The organism is Myceligenerans halotolerans (assembly GCF_054782975.1).
In genome coordinates, this window is sequence record NZ_BAAGRL010000016.1 from 13138 (window position 1) to 34838 (window position 21701).

Sequence of the window (21701 nt, forward strand, 5' to 3'; positions counted from 1 at the left end):
GTCGTCTCGTTCTCGGTCCCGACGGTCCTGGTGTCACCGGGCTCGGCCGCGACGGGCTCGGGCTCGGCGGTCTCCGTCTCGACGGGCTCGTCCCCCGACCCCCCCGGCCTCCGGCACCGCCACCGGCAGCACCGACATCGCCCGGTCCACCTCGCCCTGGAGCCCCGCGTCATCCCCGCGCGCCAGCCCCGCGGCCTCCACCACAGTAGCCCCGCTGTCCGACACGAACGCCCGCACCCACACCCGCCGCCGTGGCGTGAACAGGCTCAGGGCGAGCCCGCCCAGCGCGAGCAGGGCGAACGTCAGCACGAATCCCAGCGACGGGTCGTGGCGCAGATCGAGCGCCACGTAGCGCGGCACGTCCTCGCCGAGCGTCACGGTCCCGAGGTCGTCGGGCAGTTCCACGCTCTCGCCGGGCCGCACCAGCAGCTTGAGCCGCTGCCCGGCCTCGTCCACCGAGGGTGTCAGCGTCGCGGTGTCGAGCTGGTACACGTTCTGCGGTACGCCGTCGTCGAGTCCCAGGTCGCCGCGGTACACCTCGAGCACGAGCAGCGGGTCGAGCGGCTGGGGGAAGGTGGAGCGGGCGGTGCCGTCGTCGTTCACGACCGCCGTGGGCAGGAAGTATCCGATCAGCCCGATCTGGTCGCCCCCCGACACGTCCGGCACCTTCACGACGCCCCGCGACGTGTACATCTGGTCCTCGGGCAGGAAGGGCACGCGCTGGGAGAAGGCGGTCTCGCCCTCGGCGTCGGTCACGGTGATCTCGGGGGCGAAGCCGTTGCCCTGCAGGTAGATCTTCGCGCCGTCCGTGACGAGCGGGTGGTTCACCTTGATCTGCTCGGCGCGCTGCGCGCCGCCGGGCTCGGTGACCGTCACGTGCGCCGTGAAGTCCCTGGCCTGCGCGAACGCCACGGTCTCGCTCGTGAACTCCGAGTCGAACGCGTCGAGCGTCATGGAGAACGGCACCAGCGAGGACGCCTGGAACCACGCTCCCTTGTCGAAGGTGTCGTAGTCGACGACGGCGTTCGCGAACCCGCGCCCCTCCGTGACGATCGCCTGGCCCCGGTAGTGCAGCATCTGCCCTGTCGCCACGGACACCAGCAGCCCCAGCAGGGCCAGGTGGAAGAGCAGGTTCCCGCTCTCGCGGAGGTAGCCGCGCTCGGCGCTGATCGTGCGCGCCGCGGGCCGCCCCCGCCGCGCGGGCTCCGTGCGCCGGTCCACGCGGAAGGCGGGCAGGTAGCGCGGCCCGCGCAGCTTCGCCGCGACCAGGCCGACGACGTCGTCCGGCGTGAGGTCGGTGGTCACGCTCGCCCGCGCCGGGAACCGCCCGAACCGCGAGGGGACGCGCGGCGGCCGCTCCCGCAGCGCCCGGCCGTGCGCGGCCGTCCGGGGAACGATGCAGCCCACCAGCGACACGAAGAGCATCAGGTAGATCGCGGAGAACCACACCGACGTGTACACGTCGAAGAAGCCGAGCCGGTCCAGCCATTCTCCGAGATCGGGATGATCGCCCAGGTACTCGGCCACGGCGCCCGGGTCCTGGCCGCGCTGCGGCAGGACGGACCCGGGCACCGCCGCGACCGCGAGCAGCATGAGGAGCATGAGCGCCACCCGCATCGAGGTGAGCTGCCGCCACACCCACCGCAGCATGCCGACGACGCCGATCCCCGGTGCGGTCGGCCTCCGGCCGCCCTCGTCGCCGTCCGTGTCCGACGACGAACCGGGCGCCGCGGCACCCTCGGCGAACTCGTCGTCGATCCCGTGGGGAACGTAGCCGCCCCGCCGCGGACGGGACTCGGCCGGGAGACCGGCCGCCCTCGCCGGACCCTGGTCCTCGGATCGCGGGGTGCCGGTCGGGCCGGGCACCTCGGCGTCCGGTCGCTGGTCGTCCGCCATCTACAGGACCGTCCAGTATCCGTTGATCCAGGACTGGAGGGAGGCCGTCAGCACGCCCCACAGGCCCGTGACCAGGGCCAGGCCGATCGCCACCAGAAGGGCGCCGCCCGCGCGCATCACGGCGAGGCGGTGGCGGCGCAGGAAACCCATCATCCGGTCCGAGGCCGTCGCGCCCAGCGCGACGAGCAGGAACGGCACGCCCAGGCCCACGCAGTAGGCCACGCCGAGCAGTGCCCCCCGCCACACCGACGCCTCGTCGAGGGCGAGCGTCTGCACGGCCGCCAGGGTCGGTCCCATGCACGGGGTCCAGCCCAGCCCGAACACGAAGCCCAGCACGGGCGCACCCCAGAGCCCGGTTCGCGGCGCGACGTGCAGGCGCGCCTCGCGCTGCAGCCAGGGGACGAGGCCCACGAACGACAGCCCCATCAGGATCACCACGACGCCGAGCACCCGGAACAGCACGTCCTCCCAGCGCACCAGGTAGACACCCACAGCGCCGGCCGCCGCCATCAACGTGACGAACACCGTCGTGAACCCCGCCACGAACAGGGCGACCCCGGCGAGCACCCTGCCGCGCCCGGTCGAGACCGCGCGGTCCGTCGCGACGCCACCCGCGACCGCCGTCGTCCCCGAACCGCCCGGGGTACCCGCGACCGCCGTCGTCCCCGAGGACGACGCCGGGCGGCCCGGCCCGGCCGAGGCGGCCGACATGCCGCCCACGTAGCCGATGTATCCAGGCACGAGCGGCAGCACGCACGGCGACGCGAACGAGACCAGGCCGGCGAGGACGGCCACGGGGATCGCGACCAGCAGCGACCCGCTGAAGGCGAGCGAGCCGGCGTCCATCAGGCCTCCTCGGCGAGCGCGTCGTCGATCAGGGACTGCAGCGTGGAGTGCTCGACCTGCCCGATCACGCGCGCGGCCACCATGCCGTCGCCGTCGAGCACCACGGTGGTGGGCACGGCCTGGAGCGGCATGATGCCGGACAGGTCGGCGACGACGCGGCCGTCGCGGTCCTCGAGGCTGGGGTACGGCGTGTCGAAGGTGCGCTCGAAGGCCTGGGCTGTCGCGGCGTCGTCCTCGGTGTTGATGCCCAGGAAGTGCACGCCGTCGTCCGCGTACTCGTCGGCGAGGTCGGTGAGGTCGGGCGCCTCGGCCCGGCAGGGCGGGCAGCCGGCGTACCAGGTGTTGAGGACGACGACGTCGCCGGCCCAGTCGGTGGTGTCCCGCTCCTCGCCGGCGAAGTCGGTCCCGGTGATCGCGACGGGCCCGCGGCGGTCGCCGTCGTCCCAGCTCTGCACCGAGCCGTCGCCGGAGACGTACCCCTGGCCGGCGACGTCGCCCGCGCCGGAGTCCGCGGCCGGGCGGACCGCGAGCGCCGCCGCGCAGCCCGCGGCGAGGACCGTGGCCACAAGGCGGCGGGCCCTGGCGCCACGGCGGGGCGCGACCGCGGCGGGGCGGCGGCGATCGGTGCGCGCGGACCACGTGGCCGGTGCCGGGCTCGCGGCTCGGGCGGGTGCGACGGCCCGAGCTGATGTCACGGCCTGGGCGGGTGCGACGGCCCGGGCGGGGCGCACAGGATCGGCGGAGCCGGCCGGGGTCACGGGGTTCATGCGCCGGGAAGCTGGTGGGCGCCGTCGTACAGGTCGGCGACCGGCTCGCTGTAGTGCAGGCCGGTGAATCGGCCGTCCTCGAACCGCAGGGACGTCAGGGAGGCGAGGTTGCACTGCCGGTTGCGGGGGTCGTGCCAGAGGCGGCGGCCCTCGAACGAGCAGCGCGTGAGCCAGACGGGGAGCTGGTGGCTGACCAGCACGACCTCGTGGCCCTCGGCGGTCTGGCGCGCGGTCTCGACGGCTCCGCGCATCCGCCGCACCTGGTCCGTGTACGGCTCGCCCCAGGACGGCCGGAACGGGTTCCACAGGTACCTCCAGTGTGCGGGCCGGCGCAGCGCCCCGTCGCCCACGCCGAAGCGCATGCCCTCGAAGTGGTTCTCCGCCTCGACGAGGCGGTCGTCCGTGCCCAGATCCAGACCGAACGCCTGCGCGATCGGCGCGGCGGTCTCCTGCGCGCGCTGCAGCGGGGAGGCGATCACGGCGGTGACGTCGCTCCCGCGCCCGGCAAGATGCTTGGCGACGCGGGCCGCCATCTCCTGGCCGCGGCCCGACAGCCGGTACCCGGGCAGGCGGCCGTACAGCACGCCCTCCGGATTGTGGACCTCGCCGTGACGGAGCAGGTGGACGGTGGTGGAGACCATGACCCTCAGTCTCCCATCGGATCCTGGGTGGTTCTGCACGGCCCGGCGTGGCGTGAACCACTGTTCCGACGTTTTTCCCGGACTCGCCGGAAGGCGCGGGATGCCGCGCCTCCCGGGGCGGCCGGTCGTAGCGTCCGAAGAGGTCGCGCCCGCCGAGGCGCCGTCCACGGCGACGCTCCTGCTCGCGCGACCGCATAGCTGATCTCTCGTCTTCGTCGACGGAACGGGGTGTGTCGCGTTCCCGGACGAACCGATTTCAGGAGGACCCCGTGAATGCTTCGTCGACGCCCAGCACGTCGGCCCGGCTCGCCGCCGAGTTCCTGGGCACGTTCATCCTCGTCTTCGGGGGTGTCGGGACGGCGCTCCTCGCCGCGAACTTCCCGGACCCGGAGACCAACACGCTCGGCGTCGGGTTCCTCGGCGTCGCGCTCGCGTTCGGCCTGACGGTGGTGGTGGGCGCCTACTCGATGGGGCCGATCTCGGGCGGGCACTTCAATCCCGCCGTGACGCTCGGTGTCGCCGCGGCCGGCAGGTTCGCCTGGAGGGACACCGGCGGGTACATCGGGGCGCAGCTCGTGGGCGGCATCGTCGCCAGCAGCGCGCTGGCGGCGATCCTCTCCGGGGCCGACGGCGCGCTCATGGCCGCCCGCGACGGCGGGTTCGCGTCGAACGGGTTCGGCGAGCTGTCGCCCGGCGGGTACGGCATCGGCTCGGCGATGCTCATCGAGACGATCCTCACCGCTGTCTTCCTGTTCGTCATCATCGGCGCGACGGCGAAGATCGCCGCGCCCGCCATGGCCGGACTGGCGATCGGTCTCACGCTCACCCTGATCCACCTCATCTCGATCCCGGTGACGAACACGTCGGTGAACCCGGCGCGTTCGCTGGCGGCCGCGGTCTACGGCGGCGGGGAGTGGCTGGGGCAGGTGTGGCTGTTCTTCGTGTTCCCGATCCTCGGCGCGCTGATCGCCGGGTTCGCGTACAAGGCGCTGTTCGGTTCCGCTGCCGCGGAGGGCTGAGCACGCGGCGAGGAGCGCCCGGCGGGTGGCATCCAGGCGGTGGTCGGGGGTTTTCCGTGTGGTCGGTCAAGCACTTGACCGACCACACGGAAAACCCCCGACCACCCGCCAGCTTCTCGCGCCGATCGACGCGGACGGCCGTCAGCAGACGCGCGGTTCTCCCGCAAGTTCGCCGCGGGACGCCGCGCCGATCTTGCCCATGATCCGCCCGAGGGCTTCCATCTCGTCCGCGTCGAGGACGTCGACCAGCAGGCGGCGCACGGCGCGCACGTGCCCGGGCGCGGCGGCCACGACCGCGGCGTACCCGAGGTCCGTCAGGCGGCAGTTCACGCCGCGCCTGTCCCCGTCCGCCGGGCACCGGCTCACGAGACCGCGCTGCTCCATCCGCGTCACGGTGTGCGTGAGCCGGCTGCGGGACAGCACGAGACCGTCCGCGAGCGCCGACATGCGCTGGGTGCGGTCGGGCTGTTCGGAGAGTTGCACGAGCAGGGTGTACTCGCCCAGGCCCAGGTCGAGCTCGGCGTCGTGGGCGGCACTGAGCGCCTCGAAGAATCGAGCGTTCCCCGCCAGGAACAAGCGCCACGCGACCTGCTGACCGTCGTCGAGCCAGTGCACGCCGTTCGTCTCACCCATACCCTGATCTGCCTCCTCTGATGCGGTAGCCGCCTCGCGGTCCGAGCAGATCACGCCCGGCCCTGGGAATACTTTACGGAGCGGAGTATGTTGGCCCCGAAGTAGTTGAGATCTCAACTATCTCATCTCCCGGGGTCCGCCCCGGTGCCGCCAGTACGACAACCTAGGAGTAACACCATGGCCACCCCGCTTCCCGCCGGTATCGCCGCAGGCGCCTACGACATCGATCCCTCGCACTCCACCGCCGCCTTCTCCGTGCGGCACGCGGGCATCGCGAAGGTTCGCGGCACGATCGACATCGCCTCGGGCACGATCACGGTCGGCGAGGACATCGAGTCGTCGGGCGTCACCGCCGAGCTCGACGCCAAGTCGGTCAACACCGGCGACTCCGGCCGGGACCAGCACCTCGTCAGCAACGACTTCTGGGGTGCGGACGAGAACCCGGCGTGGACGTTCCAGTCGACCGGCGTGTCGCTGGACGACGACAACATCGTCGTCACCGGCGATCTGACCATCAACGGCAACACCAAGGCCGTCGAGCTGACCGGCGACTTCACCGGCACGGCGAAGGACCCCTTCGGCAACAACCGCGCGGGCTTCGAGGCGAGCACCGAGATCAACCGCAAGGACTTCGGCATCACCTGGAACGCCGCGCTGGAGACCGGCGGCGTCCTAGTCGGCGACAAGGTCAAGATCACGCTCGACGTCTCGGCGATCGCCAAGGGCTGAGCATCGGCGCCAAGGGCTGACCATGCTGTGGTCGGTCCGTTGGTGAGTGATCGGCAGATCGATCTGCCGATCACTCACCAACGGACCGACCACAGCCGCCGGAACGGGCCGTCCGGCCGGACCGACCGGCCCGGCGCCGTTTTCACGGGTGCACGATCAACCAGGTGGCGACGGCCGGACGGGCGCCCGCGTTCCGCACGCGGTGCGGCACCGAGCACGGGTAGCTGATCGAATCGCCGGCCGCCAGCACCACCTCGTCGTCCGCCAGCTCGACGGTGAGCTCACCCGAGACGACGTTGCCGATCTCGTAGCCCTCGTGCTTGAACAGGCCGGCGTCGCCCAGCGTGGCCGTGGCGCCCGGCGGGTAGACGGACTCGAAGAAGTCGAGACCGGGCGTCGGGTGCGGCGACAGCCGGCGGAAGGAGACACCGCCGTCGAGCGTCACCGGCGACACCTCCCAGGCACGCGTGACCGCGACGCCGGCCCCCTCCGGCTCCGCGCTCCCGCCGCGGGGACCGGCTGCGGCACCGGGCGGCTCGAAGACATCGGCCAGCGGCACCCCGAGCGCGTCCGTGATGGCGAGCAGTCGCACCACCGAGGGCCGCATCACGTCCCGTTCGATCTGCGACACGGCGCTGGCGGAGATGCCGAGCGTCGCCGCGAGGCTGCGTGCGGAGACACCGCGCGCTTCACGCAGAGCACGCAGCCGGGCGCCGAGCGACGGTTCGGAGGACACGGCCGCATCGTACGGGCGCATGGGATCGAAATGCGCCCCTTCGCGGCGACACGCCGGGCGCCACGCCAGGCCGACATCGCCGTAACATGCGTGAAGTCATTACTGAACATGAGCTTTACCGCATGGTGACACCCGCGAAACCGCGCGGCATCCGTTAACCCATAGCTTCATCCGGACACGGATCCCCACCGGAAGGCACGGCTCATGACGGAGTACACGGAGGTGTCGGCGCCCACTGCAGCCGCGCCGTCCAGCCCACCCAGCACGTCCCCGCCCGGCGACCACGACCTGGTGGAAGCCGCGGGTCATCCCGCCGGCTCCGGCAACGTCAAGTCGTCCTACGACCCCCGGCTCGCCAACGAGGACCTGGCGCCGCTGCGGGAGCAGCGCTGGTCGGCGTACAACATCTTCGCCTTCTGGATGTCCGACGTGCACAGCGTCGGCGGCTACGTCACCGCGGGGAGCCTCTTCGCGCTCGGCATCGCCAGCTGGCAGGTGCTCCTGGCCCTGCTGGTCGGCATCGTCATCGTCCAGGTGTTCACCAACCTCGTCGCGAAGCCCAGCCAGATCACCGGCGTGCCCTACCCCGTGATCAACCGGGCCGTCTTCGGCGTCAAGGGCGCCAACATCCCCGCGATCATCCGCGGGCTCATCGCGGTCGCCTGGTACGGCGTCCAGACGTTCCTCGCGGCCCAGTCGCTGAACATCGTCTTCCTCAAGTTCATCCCCGCCGCCGAGGCGCTCGTCGCGCCGTCGTTCCTCGGCCTCAGCGCGCTGGGCTGGATCTCGTACGCGATCCTCTGGCTCGCCCAGGCCGCCGTCTTCTGGAACGGGATGGAGACCATCCGCCGGTTCATCGACTGGGCCGGCCCCGCCGTCTACGTCGTCATGATCGTGCTCGCCGGCTACATGGTCTCCCAGGCCGGCTGGTCGAACATCAGCCTGAGCCTCGCCGAGGGCGAGCCGCTCGGCGGGTGGGCGCAGGTCGGCGTGTTCTGCACGGCCGTCGCCATCGTGGTCTCCTACTTCTCCGGGCCGATGCTGAACTTCGGCGACTTCGCGCGGTACGGCCGCTCGTTCAGCGCCGTCAAGAAGGGCAACCTCCTCGGCCTGCCCGTGAACTTCCTGTTCTTCTCGCTGCTCACGGTCATCACGGCGTCCGCCACCATCCCCGTCTTCGGCGAGCTCATCACCGACCCCATCCACACGGTCGAGCGGATCGACACCCCGTTCGCGATCCTCCTGGGCGGCCTGACCTTCGTCACCGCCACGGTCGGCATCAACATCGTCGCCAACTTCATCTCGCCCGCATTCGACTTCTCCAACGTGGCGCCGCAGAAGATCAGCTGGCGCATGGGCGGGATGATCGCCGCCGTCGGCTCCGTGATCCTGCTGCCCTGGAACTGGTACGACGACGCCGACGCGATCCACTACACGCTCGGCGTGCTCGGCGCGCTGATCGGGCCGCTGTTCGGCATCCTCATCGCCGGGTACTACGTCGCCGCCCGCCAGCGCATCCGGGTCGACGACATGTACACGATGTCCGAGGGCGGCACCTACTGGTACCAGAACGGCTACAACCGCAACGGCGTGCTGGCGGTCCTCATGGCCGGTGTCCCCACCGTCCTGCTGGGCGTGCTGCCCAAGCTGCTGGCGGACCTCGGCTGGTACGACATCTCCTGGATCGGCAACTTCACCTGGTTCATCGGCTGCGGCCTGGGCTTCGCGGTGTTCTGGGCACTGGAGCGCCGCAACCCGCAGGTCCCGTCGTTCGACGACGCCGCCGAGGGCGTGAGCGACGGCGCGACTGGTGCCACGGGCGGCACGACCGAGGCCGCCGACAGCGCGGGCGCTACCACCGACGGCGCGGCCGGGGCCACCGCGTGAGGCGGCGCCCATGCTGATCCGGGTGATCAACCCCAACACCTCCCGGGCGATGACCGACAAGATCGGCCGCACCGCCCGGGAGGTGGCAGGTCCCGGGGTCGACGTCGTCGCGGCGTGCCCGGCCCCGGGCGCCGGGCCGGCCGCGGTCGAGAGCCACACCGACGAGGCCTGGGCCGCCCTGACCGTGGCGCGCGACGTCGCGGACGCGCGGGCCGACGGATTCGTCGTCGCCTGCTTCGGCGACCCGGGGGTCGACGCCGCACGCGAGCTCACCGCAGGACCCGTCATCGGCATCGCCGAGGCCGCGATGCACGTCGCCACCCTCTCGGGACGCACGTTCGCCGTCGTCACCACGCTGTCCCGGACGCTGGGCCGGGCTCACGACCTCGTCAGGCGCCACGGCTTCGAGGACGCGTGCGTCGCGTCCTACGCCGCGAACGTCCCCGTCCTGGACCTGGAGGAGCCCGGGTCGGCCGCCCGCGAGGTCATCACGGAGCTCGGCGAGCGAGCGGTCCGCGTCGACGGAGCCGACACCGTCGTCCTCGGCTGCGCGGGCATGACGGACCTCTGCGCGGACCTCACCGAACGCGTCGGCGTCCCCGTGATCGACGGCGTCGCGGCCGCCGTCGGGCTCGTCGCCGGAATGGTCCGCATGGGCGTGGGAACCAGCAAGCGCGACGAGTACGCCTCTCCGCCCCGCCCGCCCGCGAGCGCGGCGACACCGGCCGGCGGGCCGGTCCGTCTCATCTGATCGACGACACGGTCGGCAGCCGGCCACCGATTTGCGGGCCACCGGCCACCGCCGACCACGCCATCTTGCGTGGTGGTTACGCTCCCATCACACAAAATGGCGTGGTCGCCAGCCGGGGCCGTCCGATGGCGCGGTCGCCAACCGCATCGCCGCCTGCCCTCCGAGGCACCCGCCCACCCAGGGCGGGCCCGGGAGCCGGCCCGCTCAGTCCGCCGCGCCGGCCGCCCTGGCCGCCGCGTGGAAAGCCAGGATCTGGAGCTCGCCGCCGACGTCGACCGAGCGGACCACGACGTCGTCCGGGACCTGCAGCGCCGTCGGCGCGAAGTTCAGGATCTCCCGCACGCCCGCCGCGACAACCTTCTCGGCGACGCCCTGCGCCACCCCTCCGGGGGTCGCGAGCACCACCATGGAGACGCGCCGTTCGGCGATCACCGCGGCCAGGCCGGCGACGTCGTCCACCCTGATTCCCGCGACCTCGGTCCCCACCACGTCCGGGGAGGCGTCCAGCAGCGCCGCGACCTGGAATCCCCGCTGCGCGTAGCCGGAGTAGTTCGCGAGCGCGTGGCCGAGGTTCCCGATCCCGACGATCGCCAGCCGGTGCTCGGACTCGAGCCCCAGGGCTCCCTTGATGTAGTCGGCCAGCGACTGGACGTCGTACCCCACGCCTCGGGTGCCGAACGAGCCCAGGAACGACAGGTCCTTGCGCAGTTGCGCCGATCCCACGCCGGCCCGCTCGGCCAGCTCCGACGAGGACGTCAGCAGGACGCCCTCGTCCGCCAGGTCTCGCAGGGCACGCAAGTAGTAGGGCAGGCGACCGACGGTCGCCGCCGGGACAGCGTTCTCGCTGAGTTCGGCCACGCGGCTCGCTCCTTTCCCGGGACGACGACGTCAGCCGGGCTCGCTCCTTCGCTCGTCAGATCATGCCAGGAGACGGGCCAGTCGTGCGGGATCGATACGCCAGAATCCCTGCTGCACACCGTCCACCTCCACGACCGGCACGTACTCCCCGTACTTCGCGGTGAGAGCCTCCGCCTCGGGCCCGTCGGAGATGTCCACCTCACGCCACCCGGCGCCGGTGTCCGCCGTGACGGCCTCGACGACGGCACGGGCCGCGTCGCACAGATGGCAGGACGGCCGGGAGTACAGGACGACGCGGGCATCGGAGGTGGTCACGACCAGAGCCTACGACGACGGCCGCCGGCGTGGTGCCGAGCCCGCGCGCCGGGCGGATGGCAGGGTCCCAGGGCCGTCCTCACGTGCGACTCCGCACGCCCGCGCGCCGATAGAGTGAGGCGCATGTCGTCGACGCAGCCCGCATCCGCCACCGCGGCATTCTTCGACGTCGACAACACGATCATTCGCGGTGCGAGCGCGTTCCACCTGGCGCGAGCCGCCTACCAGCGGGGATTCTTCCGGACCCGTGACCTGCTGCGCTTCGGCTTCATCCAGGCGCGCTACCTGCTGTTCGGCGAGAACCGGGAGCAGATCGACGAGGTGCGCAACCGGGCCCTCGAACTGATCGCCGGCCGCACCGTCGCCGAGGTCACCACCCTCGGCGAGGAGGTCTACGACACCGTTCTCTCCCTGCGGATCTTCCCGGGAACCCGCCGGCTCCTGGAGGAGCACCTCGCCGCGGGACACCAGGTGTGGCTCATCACGGCGACGCCCGTCGAGATCGCCGAGCTCATCGCGCGCCGCCTCGGCGCAACCGGGGCGCTCGGTACCGTCACCGCGCACGAGGACGGGTTCTACACCGGCCGGCTGGTCGGCGACCTCATGCACGGCGCGGCCAAGGCGGCCGCCGTCCGCGAGCTCGCCGAGGCCCGGGACATCGACCTGACGGCGAGCTACGCCTACGGCGACTCGCTCAACGACCTGCCGATGATGAACGCCGTGGGGCATCCCTGCCCGATCAACCCCGACATCCGCCTGCGCCACCACGCACAGGACGTGGGCTGGCCCATCCGCGAGTTCCGCGGCCGCCCGCAGCGCCTGGCCGGCCGGGGCGTCCGCACGGCGTCATGGGCGGGAGCGGCATGGGTGTTCGGGCTGGTGATCCGCGCGCTCCGCCGCCGCATCCGCGGCCGCACCTTCCGCGACTGACTGTGCTTTCCGGAGCCGCCGGGCTCAGCCCTGCGGGCGCTCCTACGTCGCGTCCTCGGTCTTCGCAACCTGTCCGGCGGCCCGGGACCGGTTGCGTCGAGCGGTCACGCTGACGCCCATGGCTAGCAACACCTCGCATGGATCCAGCAGGCACGCCGGGTGCGTCAGGGTCTGGCCGCGAAGCGTTCCAGGAGTTCCGCGTGGCCCGAGCAGACCAGGAGGTCGTTCGCCGAGACGCGCGTCTCCGGGGTCGCGTAGAAGAAGTCCTGGCCCGGAGACTTCACGCCCATCACCGTGATCCCGTACTTCCGCCGGATGTTCGACTGGGCCAGCGTGAAGCCCTGCATCTCCTTCGGCGGCCGCATCTTGACGATCGTGAAGCCGTCCTCGATCTCGATGTAGTCGAGCAGCTTGCCGCTGACCAGGTGCGCTACCCGTGCGCCGGCGTCGGCCTCGGGGAAGACGACGTGATGGGCGCCGATCCGCGTGAGGATGCGGCCGTGCTCCGCGGAGATCGCCTTCGCCCAGATCTGCGGCGTGCCCAGATCGACGAGGTTCGCGGTGATCAGCACGGACGCCTCCAGTGACGACCCGACGCCCACGACCGCCGCCCCGAAGTCCTTCGCGCCGAGCTGCTCGAGCGCCTCGGGGTTCGAGGCGTCGGCCTCCACGAGCGGGATGCGGCCGGACCACTGCGCCACCAGCGCCTGGTCCTTCTCCACCGCGAGCACGTCCTCGCCCAGCCGGTCCATCGTCGTCGCGAGCGACGAGCCGAACCTGCCCAGCCCGATGACGAGCACGCCGGCCTCGCGGGCCGGCCCCTTCTTCTCCGCCACGGTGTTCCCTCTCCTTTTTCTCCCGCTGATCACGCGAACAGCGGCTCGTGCGACCACCCGGTCACCCGGTCAGCCCGGCCCCGGTTCCGCTCCGGCGGCGACGTCGTTCACCGGTTCCCCGGTTCCCGTCCTGCGCCGTGACTCCGCCTCACCCGATGATCGGCCGTTCCTCGGGGAAGCGTATGATGCGACGCCGATCCCGGAGCGCCAGCGCGGCCGCGAACGTGATACCTCCGGTGCGCCCGACGAACATCAGGGCACTCAGAAGATACTTGGCCGCGTCGGGAAGCTCGGCGGTGATCCCGGTGGACAGGCCCACCGTCGCGTACGCGGACAGGGACTCGAACAGGACACGGCTCAGCGGGAAGTCGGTGATGTGCAGGAGTGTGACGCTACTGAGCATCACCACCGTGGCGCCGAAGAACGTCACGCCGAGCGCGAGGCGCAGGATGTCGGACGGGATCCGGCGCCCGTAGGCGTCGATGTCGCGGTCGCCACGCGCCTCGGCGACGATGGCCAGGAGGATCACCGCCAGCGTGGTCACCTTGATACCGCCGGCCGTCGACGCCGACCCGCCGCCCACGAACATCAGCGCGTCCGTGACCAGCCACGTCGACTCCTCCATTGCGCCGATGTCGACCGTGTTGAAGCCGCCGGACCGCGGCATCACCCCGGCGAACAGCGCCGCAAGGATCTTGCCCGGCCAGTCCAGCGGGCCGAGCGTGTCCGGGTTGCGCCACTCCAGCAGCCCGATCACCACCGAGCCGACCACCAGCAGCGCCACGCTCGTCATCAGCGTGAGCTTCGAGTGCAGCGTCAGCCGCAGGCCCCAGCGCCTGCCGAGCCCGCGGCTGCGCCCCTCGCGCAGCGCCCGGTACAGGTTGAGGATCACCGGGAACCCCAGCGAGCCGATGAACACTCCGAGGGCCACGGGCAGGACCAACCCCCAGTCGCCGACGTGCGGCATCAGGCCCTCCGCGGTCGGGATGAAGCCCGCGTTGTTGAACGCCGAGATGCCGTAGAAGAGCGAGTGCCACACCGCGGTGCCGAAGTGTTCGTCGATGACGAGGAAGCGGGGGACGAGCAGCGACGCGATCGCCAGCTCCAGCGTCGTGGCCGCCACGATGATGGTGCGGACCAGCGACCCCACCTCGCCGAGCTTGCTGGTCTTCGTCTCCGACGCCGTCAGCAGCCGCTGGGTCAGCCCGATCCGCCGGGAGACCACCATCCCGATGATCGACGCGATCGTCATGATCCCCAGGCCGCCCACCTTGATGCCCGCGAGGATCACGATCTGCCCGTACAGCGACCAGTACGTGGCGGTGTCCTGCACCACGAGCCCGGTGATGCACACCGCCGAAACGGCCGTGAACAGCGCATCCACGAACTCTGCCGAGGTTCCGGACGCCGTCGCCCAGGGCGCGAGCAGCAGCACGGTGAACACCGCGATGACGGCACCGAACACCACGATCGCCAGCCGGGCAGGGCTGTGCCGGGCGACCTCGTCCACCATCTCCCGGAGCGCGTACAGTCGCGCACGCAGCAACCTCATCGCCGTGCCCGTCCTCCTCGAATCGTCACGCGCCTCCGGCGCTGATGGGACCCTATCCCCGCGACGGCGGTGTCGGGCGCATTCCGCCCGGCGGCGCACGGACCGGATCGCCGGACGCAACGCGACGAACGAGTGGATGCCGAAGCAACGATCTCGGCTACCGTGGACGCGTGCACCGCGCCCGCCTCGCCTGGAGCCCGGAACTCCTGGAGTACGACTTCGGGCCCGGCCATCCCATGGCCCCCGTCCGGCTCGACCTGACGATGCGGCTCATTCGTGCCCTCGGTCTCCTGGAACTCCCGGCTCTCGAGCTCGTGGACGCCGCTCCCGCCTCCGACAGCATTCTGCGCACCGTGCACGACGACGACTACCTCGCGGCGGTCAAGCGCGCGTCGACGACCCTCGAACCCGACCCGCTCCGCGGCCTCGGCACCGAGGACGACCCCCTGTTCCTCGGCATGCATGACGCCGCCGCGCGCCAGGTCGGCGGATCGGTGTCCCTCGCCGAGGCCGTCTGGCGTGGTGAGATCAGCCACGGCGTCAACGTGGCGGGCGGCATGCACCATGCGCAGCGGGGAGCCGCTGCGGGCTTCTGCATCTACAACGACGCCGCCGCCGCGATCCAGCGGCTCCTCGACCTCGGCGCGGACCGGGTCGCGTACATCGACCTCGACGCCCACCACGGCGACGGCGTCGAGGCCATCTTCTGGGAGGACCCCCGCGTACTGACCGTGTCCGTGCACCAGGACGGCCGGACGCTGTTCCCCGGCACCGGCTACCCCGGCGACGTCGGCGGCGGGCGCGGCGAGGGCACGGCAGTGAACATCCCGCTGCCGCCCGGGACACATGGTGCGGAATGGTTGCGCGCCGTCGACGCCGTCGTGCCGGCCGTGGTCCGGGAGCACCGGCCCGATGTCGTCGTGTCCCAGCACGGCTGCGACGCGCACGGCAACGACCCGCTCTCCCATCTCGACGTCGACGTCGACGCGCAACGCACGGCACAGCAGTGGGTGCACGCCCTGGCTCACGAACTGGCCGGCGGGCGGTGGCTCGCGCTGGGTGGCGGCGGGTACGCGGTGGTCGACGTCGTCCCCCTCGCCTGGGCGTCCCTCGTGGCCGAGGCCGCCCACGCACCGCTCGCGGCCGGGATGCCCCTTCCGGCCGACTGGCGCGCGGTGGCCCTCGCCATCTCGGAGATCGAGCCGGCCAGGAGGCTCGGGTCGGCCGAGCCCGTCGTGTGGCGCCCCTGGAAGGACGGCTGGGACCCGGCCGACCCGATCGACCGCGCCGTCCAGGCCACCCGCAAGGCGGTCTTCCCCCTCGTGGGCCTGGACCCGTTCCACGACTGACTCTGTTCTCCGGACTCTGTTCTCCGGGGCCGCCGGGCTCAGCCCTGCGGGCGCTCGTGCCTCGCGTCCTCGGTCTTCGCACACCTTCCGGCGGCCCGGGACCGGTTGCCTCGGCGGTGTCCGTGATCTCACGTCCGCCGATTACTCCTGCGGTCGGATCAGCCGTTATCCTGGGCGACAGACTCTTTCTCGTGTTGGTCGGCGTATGTCCGCGGGACCAACCGTGGATCACGTCAGCCGCGGCCCGGCGTCGGGCCGCCCGATCATCACAGACGAAGTGAGGACCTCATGGGCTCCGTCATCAAGAAGCGCCGCAAGCGTATGGCCAAGAAGAAGCACCGCAAGCTGCTTCGCAAGACGCGCCACCAGCGCCGCAACAAGAAGTGACGTATGAGGGCCCGGCCGCCACGGCCGGGCCCTTCGTCGTTCCGGGACGGACCGCCGGTGCTCGGTCGGTCCTTCCGTGAGTGATCGGCAGTTCCATGTGCCGATCACTCACGGACGGACCGACCGCATCCGCCGTGGCGCGGTGCCGCGGCGTCAGGGGGTGCGGCGGCGGAGAGTCAGCATCCCCAGCGCCACCGCGCCGACGATGAACAAGGCGATCACGCCGACGGAGCCCTGCACCGCCTCCCACTCCTCGCCGACCGCCAGGTTCTGCATGGCGTCCACCGCGTAGGTGAGAGGCATCGCCCGAGAGATCCATTCCAGGAGCTCGGGCATCTGGTCGCGCGGCATGAGCAGCCCGCAGGTGATGAGCTGCGGGAACACGATCGCGGGCATCATCTGCACCGCCTGGAACTCGGTCCGCGCCAGCGCCGACGCCGCGAGCCCCAGCGTGCAGCCCAGGATCGCCACGAGCAGCGCCACCACGAACACCAGCCACAGCGGCCCCTCGACGTCCATCCCGAGCCAGACGGACCAGCCCACCACGACCACCGCCTGGAGCAGCGCCAGGACCGCGAACGCGAGCGCGTAGCCCGCCACGAAGTCGCCCTTGCGGATCGGGGTGGTCATCAGGCGTTCCAGCGTCCCCGACTGCCGCTCCCGCAGCGTCGCCACGCTCGTGACCAGGAACATCACGATGAGCGGGAAGATCCCCACGAGAACCGGGCCGAACCGGTCCAGCACCATCTCGTTGTCCTCGAACATCCACGCGATCAGCCCGATGAGCAGGCACGGCAGCACCACGATGAGCGCGATCGTCCGCTTGTCCGCGCGGAGCTGGGCGAGCACGCGACCGGTGGTCGCGAAGGTCAGGTTCATGCTGTCCCCACGCCTTCCTCGTGTTCCGCTGCGGGCACGTGGCTCGTTCCTCGCCCCGTACCGTCCGCTGCACCTGCCGTCAGGCTCATCGTGCGTCCTCCTCGGGTACGACGGCGGTCGTCGCGTCGTCGGCCTTCTCCGCATCCGGCACGACGGCCGTAGCACCGCCGCCCCTCGCCGTGTCCGGGCCGACGGCGGACATCCCGCCGCGCGTCACGCCTTCCGACGCATCCGACCCGGCGGCGTCCGCCGCGTCGATCAGGGCGAGGAACGCCCGCTCGGCGTCCGGCGCGCCCGTCTGCTCCAGCAGGGCGGCCGGCGTGATGTCGGCGACCAGCTCGCCCTCGCGCATGAGCAGGAGCCGGTCGCACTGCGTGGCCTCGTCCATCACGTGCGAGGACACGAGCAAGGACTTCCCGCCCGCCGCAAGCTCACGGAACGTGGCCCACAGGTCGCGCCGGAGCACGGGGTCGAGCCCCACGGTCGGCTCGTCCAGCACGAGCAGCTCCGGATCCGCGACGAGCGCCGCGGCCAGCGAGACCCGCGAGAGCTCACCGCCCGACAGTGTCCCTACGCGCTGCTTCTCGTGCCCGCCCAGGTCGACGACGTTCACCGCGCGCACGACCGCGGCCTTGCGATCCTGCGCGGGGATACCGGCCAGGGCGCAGAAGTAGTCGAGGTTCTGCGCGACCGTGAGGTCCGTGTACACACTCGCGTCCTGCGTGACGTAGCCGACGCGGCGGCGCAGCGACGGTGAACCCGCCCGCTCGTCGAGCACGTCGACCGTCCCGGAGACCTTGTCCTGCACGCCGACGATCGCGCGCATCAGCGTCGTCTTGCCCGACCCGGACGGCCCGAGCAGCCCGACGACGGACCCGGCGGGCACCTCGACGTCCAGGCCGGAGATGATCGTGCGCCCACCGCGCACGACGCTCAGCCCCGCGACGCGGATGGCCGCGGGCCGCACTTCCGGCGGGTTTTTCCTCATGCGATGAATTATGCTCCGGCACTACGCCGACGCGCAAGGGCTCGACGAAGCATCGACACCGCGCCCGGGCCACCGATCCTCCCGCGCTGCTCAGGTGCCGGAACTGGCTGCCGCAGGCAGTTCTCCGGTCAGGTAGCGCTGGAGGGTGGGAGCGACGGCCGCCACGACGGCGTCGGCCGGGAGCGACGCGATCGGCTCGAGCCCGACGACGTAGCGCGCCATCATCAGGCCCACCATCTGCGTGCCGAGCAGGTTCGTCCGGAGTGCGGCCCCGTCGGGCGGCAGCTTCCGGGCGATGGGTCCGAGGATCTCGGCGAGGAGGAACTGCGGCATGAGCGCGCGCAGTTCCGGGTCCGACATGACCGCCGGCATGGCGATGCGCAGCGGCTCGGGGCCGACGTCGTCCCAGACGGTCAGGACCGCGCGGAGCAGACGCTCCCCGAGCGTCTCCAGCGGGCCGTCGACGGCCTTCAGGACGATCTCGGTCGGTGCGACCTCGCCCAGGCCGAGCGCGGCGGGGAGGAGCCGCGCCTTGTCGCCGTACCAGTGGCGCACGGTCCCGGGGTCGACGCCGGCCCGCCGGGCGACAGAACGCACCGACGCCGCCACGTAGCCGCGCTCGGTGAACTCGGCCCGGGCCGCCGCGAGGATCGCGGCACGGGCATCCTGCCCGGCGGGCCGCCGGCCACGCCGCACCACTCGCTCTGAAGAAGACTCGCCCATCCGCCCATTCTCACCGAAGAGCCGGCACGAACGCCCACCTCGGCGGCCGGGGTGGCTCGCCGGGTGACACCCGAACCGAGGCCGAACACGTGGCCGGTCGCAGCCCCGCAGAGCCGACCTGGGGAGTGACGCGCGAGTGACACGGGAGCACGAGAAACGGCGGCTGACGCCGCGCGACGTCGAGAGACGTCGTCGCAGGTCTGCCGCCGTTTCCGCAGTGAGTCAGGACGTACGCGCCCCGGCTCGCTTCTTGTTCCAGATGTCGAAGCCGACGGCGAGCAGGAGCACCAGGCCCTTGACCACCTGCTGGACCGACTGGTCGACGCCCATCAGGGACATGCCGTTCGACATGACCGCCATGATCAGGCCGCCGATCATGGCACCAGGAATGGTGCCGATACCGCCGGTCACCGCGGCGCCGCCGATGAAGCAGGCAGCGATCGCGTCGAGCTCGAACATCTCACCCGCGCCGGGCTGCGCCGCGTTGGAGCGTGAGGAGAACACGATGCCGGCGATCGAGGCGAGGAAGCCCATGTTCAGGAAGATCAGGAAGTTGACCCGCTTCACCCGCACACCGGACAGCTGCGCGGCGGCGAGGTTGCCGCCGATGGCGTACACGTGGCGCCCGAAGATGCTGTGCTTCGTCACCATCGTGTAGGTGATGATGAGCGCGGCGAGGACGATCAGCACGATCGGCAGGCCGCGGCTCGTCGCGAGCTGCCAGGCGAACCACATCACGACGGCGGCGACCAGGACGATCTTCGCCGCGAACAGCCAGATCGCCTCGACGTCCTGGTTGTACGACAGCTTCGCCCGCCGGTTGCGATAGGCGGCCACCGCGTACCCCGCGACGGCGATCGCGAAGATCACGAGCGTGAAGGTGTCGTACCCGTAGCCGCCCAGCAGGCCGTTGAGGAAGCCACGGCCGATCTCGCCGTACTCCCCCGGGAAGGGTGACAGGGACATGTTGCCGAGCACGAGCAGCGTCAGCCCGCGGAACAACAGCATGCCCGCCAGGGTCACGATGAACGCGGGGATCCCCACGTACGCCACCCAGAAGCCCTGCCAGGCACCGATGAGCAACCCGGCTGCGACGGCCGCCAGCACGCCGGCCCACCAGGGGAAGCCCTCCCGGACGACGACGACGGCCGCGATGGCACCCGTCAGCGCGACGACCGACCCTACGGAGAGGTCGATGTGACCGCCGACGATCACGATCAGCATGCCGATCGCGAGGATCAGGATGTACGAGTACTGCAGTACCAGGTTGCTGAGGTTGTTCGGGCTGAGGAGCCGCCCGTCGGTCATGAAGGCGAACATCCCCACGATCACAATGAACGCGAAGGCGATGCCGCTGGATCGCACGTTCTGGGTGATCAGATCCTTCAGGTTCGCAATGGTGGTCATGCGTCAGCCTCCTGTGTCATGAGCGACATCAGTCCTTCCTGGGTGGCCGACGCGACGTCGACCTCGCCGGTGATGCGTCCGGCGGCGAGGGTGTAGATGCGGTCGCAGGTGCCCAGGAGCTCGGGGAGCTCCGAGGAGATCACCAGGACGGCCTTGCCGTCCGCGACCATCTTGTTGATGAGGGTGTAGATCTCGTACTTCGCGCCGACGTCGATCCCGCGCGTCGGCTCGTCGAGGATGAGCACCTCGGGGTCGGTGTAGATCCACTTGGACAGGGCGACCTTCTGCTGGTTGCCCCCGGAGAGCTTGCCGACCGGGACCAGCACGTTCGGCGTGCGGGTCCCCATGGACTCGCGGTACTCCTCGGCGACGCGCAGTTCCTCGTGCTCGTTCACCCAGCCCGCGCGGGACAGCTTCGGCAGCCCCGCCGCCGAGGTGTTGCGCCGCACGTCCTCGATGAGGTTGAGCCCGAGCTGCTTGCGGTCCTCCGACACGTAGGCGATGCCCGCGTCGATGGCACTCGGCACGTTCTTCACCGAGACCTCGCGACCGTGCACCAGCACCCGCCCGGAGATGTCCCGGCCGTACGAGTGGCCGAACACGGACATGGCGAGCTCGGTCCGGCCGGCGCCCATGAGGCCGGCGATGCCGACCACCTCGCCCGCACGCACGTTCAGGGTCGCCTTGTCCACCATGACGCGCCCCGGCTGGGTCGGGTGGCGCACCGTCCAGTCCTCGACGCGCAGCACCTCCTCGCCGATCACCGAGGTGCGCTCGGGGAACCGGTTGTCCAGCGAGCGCCCGACCATCCCGCGGATGATGCGGTCCTGCGTGCTCTCCGGATCGGTCATGTCGATGGTCTCGATGGTCCGGCCGTCCCGGATGATCGTGGTGCGGTCGGCGATCGCGGCGATCTCACCCAGCTTGTGGGAGATGATGATGCAGGTCACGCCCTCCTCGCGGAGGCGGCGCAGGATGTCGAGCAGGTGCTCGGAGTCCTGGTCGTTGAGCGCCGCAGTCGGCTCGTCGAGGATGAGCAGGCGCACCTCCTTGGAGAGTGCCTTGGCGATCTCGACGAGCTGCTGCTTGCCCACACCGAGGGTCGAGACGGGCACCGTCGGGGACTCGGTGAGTCCCACCCGGGCCAGCAGCTCAGCGGCCGAGGCGTTCGTCTTGTGCCAGTCGATGAACTCTCCGGCACGACGCTGCTCATTGCCGAGGAAGATGTTCTCCGCGACCGACAGGTAGGGGACGAGGGCAAGTTCCTGGTGGATGATCACCACGCCGCGCGCCTCGGAGTCGTTGATCGACCGGAACGACGCCGCGGCGCCGTCCAGCACGATCTCCCCCTCGTACGTGCCGTGCGGGTGCACGCCCGACAGCACCTTCATGAGGGTGGACTTGCCGGCGCCGTTCTCGCCGCAGATCGCGTGGATCTCGCCGCGGTCGACCGACAGGTTGACGTCCGAGAGCGCCTTGACGCCCGGGAACGTCTTCGTGATGCCGCGCATCTCGAGGATGGGGCCGTCACCTTCAGCGGGTGACGCAGTGGGTTCAGACATGCACTGTCCT

General features: G+C 71.1%; 21 protein-coding genes and 1 pseudogene. 7 read left to right on the plus strand and 15 right to left on the minus strand.

The genetic code is table 11. The features are described from left to right. Positions 1–33: 33 nt before the first annotated feature. Genes resB through ACYVK5_RS11900 form a run of 4 tightly spaced genes read right to left on the minus strand, consistent with a single transcriptional unit; the run spans position 34 to position 4150 of the window. Positions 34–1896, minus strand: coding sequence for a cytochrome c biogenesis protein ResB (resB, locus tag ACYVK5_RS11885; protein WP_460705133.1), 1863 nt, complete (start codon positions 1894–1896; stop codon positions 34–36). Then, on the minus strand, positions 1897–2742 hold the full coding sequence (locus ACYVK5_RS11890) for a cytochrome c biogenesis CcdA family protein (RefSeq protein ID WP_460705135.1): 846 nt from the start codon (positions 2740–2742) through the stop codon (positions 1897–1899). It lies immediately after the preceding gene. Beyond that, a complete protein-coding gene (locus ACYVK5_RS11895) occupies positions 2742–3509 on the minus strand; it encodes a TlpA family protein disulfide reductase (RefSeq protein ID WP_460705137.1) in 768 nt (255 codons plus the stop codon). Before ACYVK5_RS11895 ends, ACYVK5_RS11890 begins: the two co-directional genes overlap by 1 nt. Continuing rightward, a complete protein-coding gene (locus tag ACYVK5_RS11900; protein WP_460705139.1) occupies positions 3506–4150 on the minus strand; it encodes a histidine phosphatase family protein in 645 nt (214 codons plus the stop codon). The genes ACYVK5_RS11895 and ACYVK5_RS11900 overlap by 4 nt, the downstream gene beginning before the upstream one ends. A 269-nt stretch (positions 4151–4419) precedes the next feature. Between ACYVK5_RS11900 and aqpZ the strand changes: the two genes are divergently transcribed. After that, positions 4420–5169, plus strand: coding sequence for an aquaporin Z (gene aqpZ / locus ACYVK5_RS11905; RefSeq protein ID WP_460705141.1), 750 nt, complete (start codon positions 4420–4422; stop codon positions 5167–5169). A gap of 141 nt (positions 5170–5310) precedes the next feature. Here aqpZ and ACYVK5_RS11910 read toward each other — a convergent pair whose 3' ends face one another. Beyond that, positions 5311–5802, minus strand: a complete 492-nt coding sequence (locus ACYVK5_RS11910) for a MarR family winged helix-turn-helix transcriptional regulator (RefSeq protein ID WP_460705143.1) — start codon at positions 5800–5802, stop codon at positions 5311–5313. A 177-nt stretch (positions 5803–5979) separates the two neighbouring features. Between ACYVK5_RS11910 and ACYVK5_RS11915 the strand changes: the two genes are divergently transcribed. Beyond that, a complete protein-coding gene (locus ACYVK5_RS11915) occupies positions 5980–6531 on the plus strand; it encodes a YceI family protein (protein WP_460705145.1) in 552 nt (183 codons plus the stop codon). Between the two features lie 142 nt (positions 6532–6673). Here the strand turns inward: ACYVK5_RS11915 and ACYVK5_RS11920 are convergent, their stop codons facing one another. Then, positions 6674–7267, minus strand: coding sequence for a helix-turn-helix domain-containing protein (locus tag ACYVK5_RS11920; RefSeq protein WP_460705147.1), 594 nt, complete (start codon positions 7265–7267; stop codon positions 6674–6676). 204 nt (positions 7268–7471) lie between these two features. Between ACYVK5_RS11920 and ACYVK5_RS11925 the strand changes: the two genes are divergently transcribed. Together ACYVK5_RS11925 and ACYVK5_RS11930 are read left to right on the plus strand one after the other, a co-directional pair. Further along, positions 7472–9154 (plus strand): NCS1 family nucleobase:cation symporter-1, encoded by a 1683-nt coding sequence (locus ACYVK5_RS11925; protein ID WP_460705149.1) that lies wholly within the window; start codon positions 7472–7474, stop codon positions 9152–9154. 10 nt (positions 9155–9164) lie between these two features. Next, positions 9165–9905 carry an aspartate/glutamate racemase family protein gene (locus tag ACYVK5_RS11930; protein ID WP_460705151.1) on the plus strand — a complete coding sequence of 247 codons (741 nt, stop codon included), beginning with the start codon at positions 9165–9167 and terminating at the stop codon, positions 9903–9905. Between the two features lie 204 nt (positions 9906–10109). Here ACYVK5_RS11930 and ACYVK5_RS11935 read toward each other — a convergent pair whose 3' ends face one another. Both ACYVK5_RS11935 and ACYVK5_RS11940 read right to left on the minus strand, forming a co-directional pair. Then, a complete protein-coding gene (locus ACYVK5_RS11935) occupies positions 10110–10763 on the minus strand; it encodes a redox-sensing transcriptional repressor Rex (RefSeq protein WP_460705153.1) in 654 nt (217 codons plus the stop codon). A gap of 60 nt (positions 10764–10823) precedes the next feature. After that, positions 10824–11078 carry a glutaredoxin family protein gene (locus ACYVK5_RS11940; RefSeq protein WP_460705155.1) on the minus strand — a complete coding sequence of 85 codons (255 nt, stop codon included), beginning with the start codon at positions 11076–11078 and terminating at the stop codon, positions 10824–10826. Between the two features lie 123 nt (positions 11079–11201). Here ACYVK5_RS11940 and ACYVK5_RS11945 point away from each other — a divergent pair, with 123 nt between their 5' ends. Then, positions 11202–12008, plus strand: coding sequence for an HAD family hydrolase (locus ACYVK5_RS11945; RefSeq protein WP_460705157.1), 807 nt, complete (start codon positions 11202–11204; stop codon positions 12006–12008). A 164-nt stretch (positions 12009–12172) separates the two neighbouring features. Here ACYVK5_RS11945 and ACYVK5_RS11950 read toward each other — a convergent pair whose 3' ends face one another. Further along, entirely contained in the window at positions 12173–12844 is a 672-nt protein-coding gene (locus tag ACYVK5_RS11950) for a potassium channel family protein (protein ID WP_460705159.1), read from the minus strand. A 148-nt stretch (positions 12845–12992) separates the two neighbouring features. Further along, on the minus strand, positions 12993–14396 hold the full coding sequence (locus ACYVK5_RS11955; protein ID WP_460705161.1) for a TrkH family potassium uptake protein: 1404 nt from the start codon (positions 14394–14396) through the stop codon (positions 12993–12995). Positions 14397–14566: 170 nt separating this feature from the next. Here ACYVK5_RS11955 and ACYVK5_RS11960 point away from each other — a divergent pair, with 170 nt between their 5' ends. Together ACYVK5_RS11960 and ACYVK5_RS11965 are read left to right on the plus strand one after the other, a co-directional pair. Next, positions 14567–15745 (plus strand): acetoin utilization protein AcuC, encoded by a 1179-nt coding sequence (locus tag ACYVK5_RS11960; RefSeq protein WP_460705163.1) that lies wholly within the window; start codon positions 14567–14569, stop codon positions 15743–15745. A gap of 288 nt (positions 15746–16033) precedes the next feature. Further along, the gene (locus ACYVK5_RS11965; protein WP_003792170.1) at positions 16034–16132 is read left to right on the plus strand and encodes a 30S ribosomal protein bS22; all 99 of its coding nucleotides are present in this window, start codon (positions 16034–16036) and stop codon (positions 16130–16132) included. A gap of 153 nt (positions 16133–16285) precedes the next feature. On the opposite strand, the gene ACYVK5_RS11970 is transcribed toward ACYVK5_RS11965, so the two are convergent. The 5 genes and pseudogenes from ACYVK5_RS11970 to mmsA form a co-directional block, all read right to left on the minus strand. Beyond that, positions 16286–17011, minus strand: coding sequence for an ABC transporter permease (locus ACYVK5_RS11970; RefSeq protein WP_460705165.1), 726 nt, complete (start codon positions 17009–17011; stop codon positions 16286–16288). Positions 17012–17480: 469 nt separating this feature from the next. Then, a pseudogene (locus ACYVK5_RS11975) lies at positions 17481–17999 on the minus strand (ABC transporter ATP-binding protein); the annotation flags it as partial. A gap of 90 nt (positions 18000–18089) precedes the next feature. Beyond that, complete coding sequence (locus ACYVK5_RS11980) at positions 18090–18722, minus strand: TetR/AcrR family transcriptional regulator (RefSeq protein WP_460705167.1); 633 nt, start codon at positions 18720–18722, stop codon at positions 18090–18092. Positions 18723–18944: 222 nt separating this feature from the next. Beyond that, positions 18945–20129, minus strand: a complete 1185-nt coding sequence (mmsB, locus tag ACYVK5_RS11985) for a multiple monosaccharide ABC transporter permease (protein WP_460705169.1) — start codon at positions 20127–20129, stop codon at positions 18945–18947. Next, the gene (mmsA, locus tag ACYVK5_RS11990) at positions 20126–21691 is read right to left on the minus strand and encodes a multiple monosaccharide ABC transporter ATP-binding protein (RefSeq protein ID WP_460705171.1); all 1566 of its coding nucleotides are present in this window, start codon (positions 21689–21691) and stop codon (positions 20126–20128) included. The genes mmsB and mmsA overlap by 4 nt, the downstream gene beginning before the upstream one ends. Positions 21692–21701 lie beyond the last annotated feature (10 nt).

Coding starts and splice junctions, on each gene's coding strand:
- ACYVK5_RS11980 (WP_460705167.1), bottom strand. CDS start 18,722: ATGGGCGAGTCTTCTTCAGAGCGAGTGGTGCGGCGTGGCCGGCGGCCC.
- mmsB (WP_460705169.1), bottom strand. CDS start 20,129: ATGACCACCATTGCGAACCTGAAGGATCTGATCACCCAGAACGTGCGA.
- ACYVK5_RS11930 (WP_460705151.1), top strand. CDS start 9,165: ATGCTGATCCGGGTGATCAACCCCAACACCTCCCGGGCGATGACCGAC.
- ACYVK5_RS11925 (WP_460705149.1), top strand. CDS start 7,472: ATGACGGAGTACACGGAGGTGTCGGCGCCCACTGCAGCCGCGCCGTCC.
- ACYVK5_RS11955 (WP_460705161.1), bottom strand. CDS start 14,396: ATGAGGTTGCTGCGTGCGCGACTGTACGCGCTCCGGGAGATGGTGGAC.
- ACYVK5_RS11945 (WP_460705157.1), top strand. CDS start 11,202: ATGTCGTCGACGCAGCCCGCATCCGCCACCGCGGCATTCTTCGACGTC.
- ACYVK5_RS11965 (WP_003792170.1), top strand. CDS start 16,034: ATGGGCTCCGTCATCAAGAAGCGCCGCAAGCGTATGGCCAAGAAGAAG.
- mmsA (WP_460705171.1), bottom strand. CDS start 21,691: ATGTCTGAACCCACTGCGTCACCCGCTGAAGGTGACGGCCCCATCCTC.
- ACYVK5_RS11970 (WP_460705165.1), bottom strand. CDS start 17,011: ATGAACCTGACCTTCGCGACCACCGGTCGCGTGCTCGCCCAGCTCCGC.
- resB (WP_460705133.1), bottom strand. CDS start 1,896: ATGGCGGACGACCAGCGACCGGACGCCGAGGTGCCCGGCCCGACCGGC.
- ACYVK5_RS11890 (WP_460705135.1), bottom strand. CDS start 2,742: ATGGACGCCGGCTCGCTCGCCTTCAGCGGGTCGCTGCTGGTCGCGATC.
- ACYVK5_RS11900 (WP_460705139.1), bottom strand. CDS start 4,150: ATGGTCTCCACCACCGTCCACCTGCTCCGTCACGGCGAGGTCCACAAT.
- ACYVK5_RS11915 (WP_460705145.1), top strand. CDS start 5,980: ATGGCCACCCCGCTTCCCGCCGGTATCGCCGCAGGCGCCTACGACATC.
- ACYVK5_RS11910 (WP_460705143.1), bottom strand. CDS start 5,802: ATGGGTGAGACGAACGGCGTGCACTGGCTCGACGACGGTCAGCAGGTC.
- ACYVK5_RS11895 (WP_460705137.1), bottom strand. CDS start 3,509: ATGAACCCCGTGACCCCGGCCGGCTCCGCCGATCCTGTGCGCCCCGCC.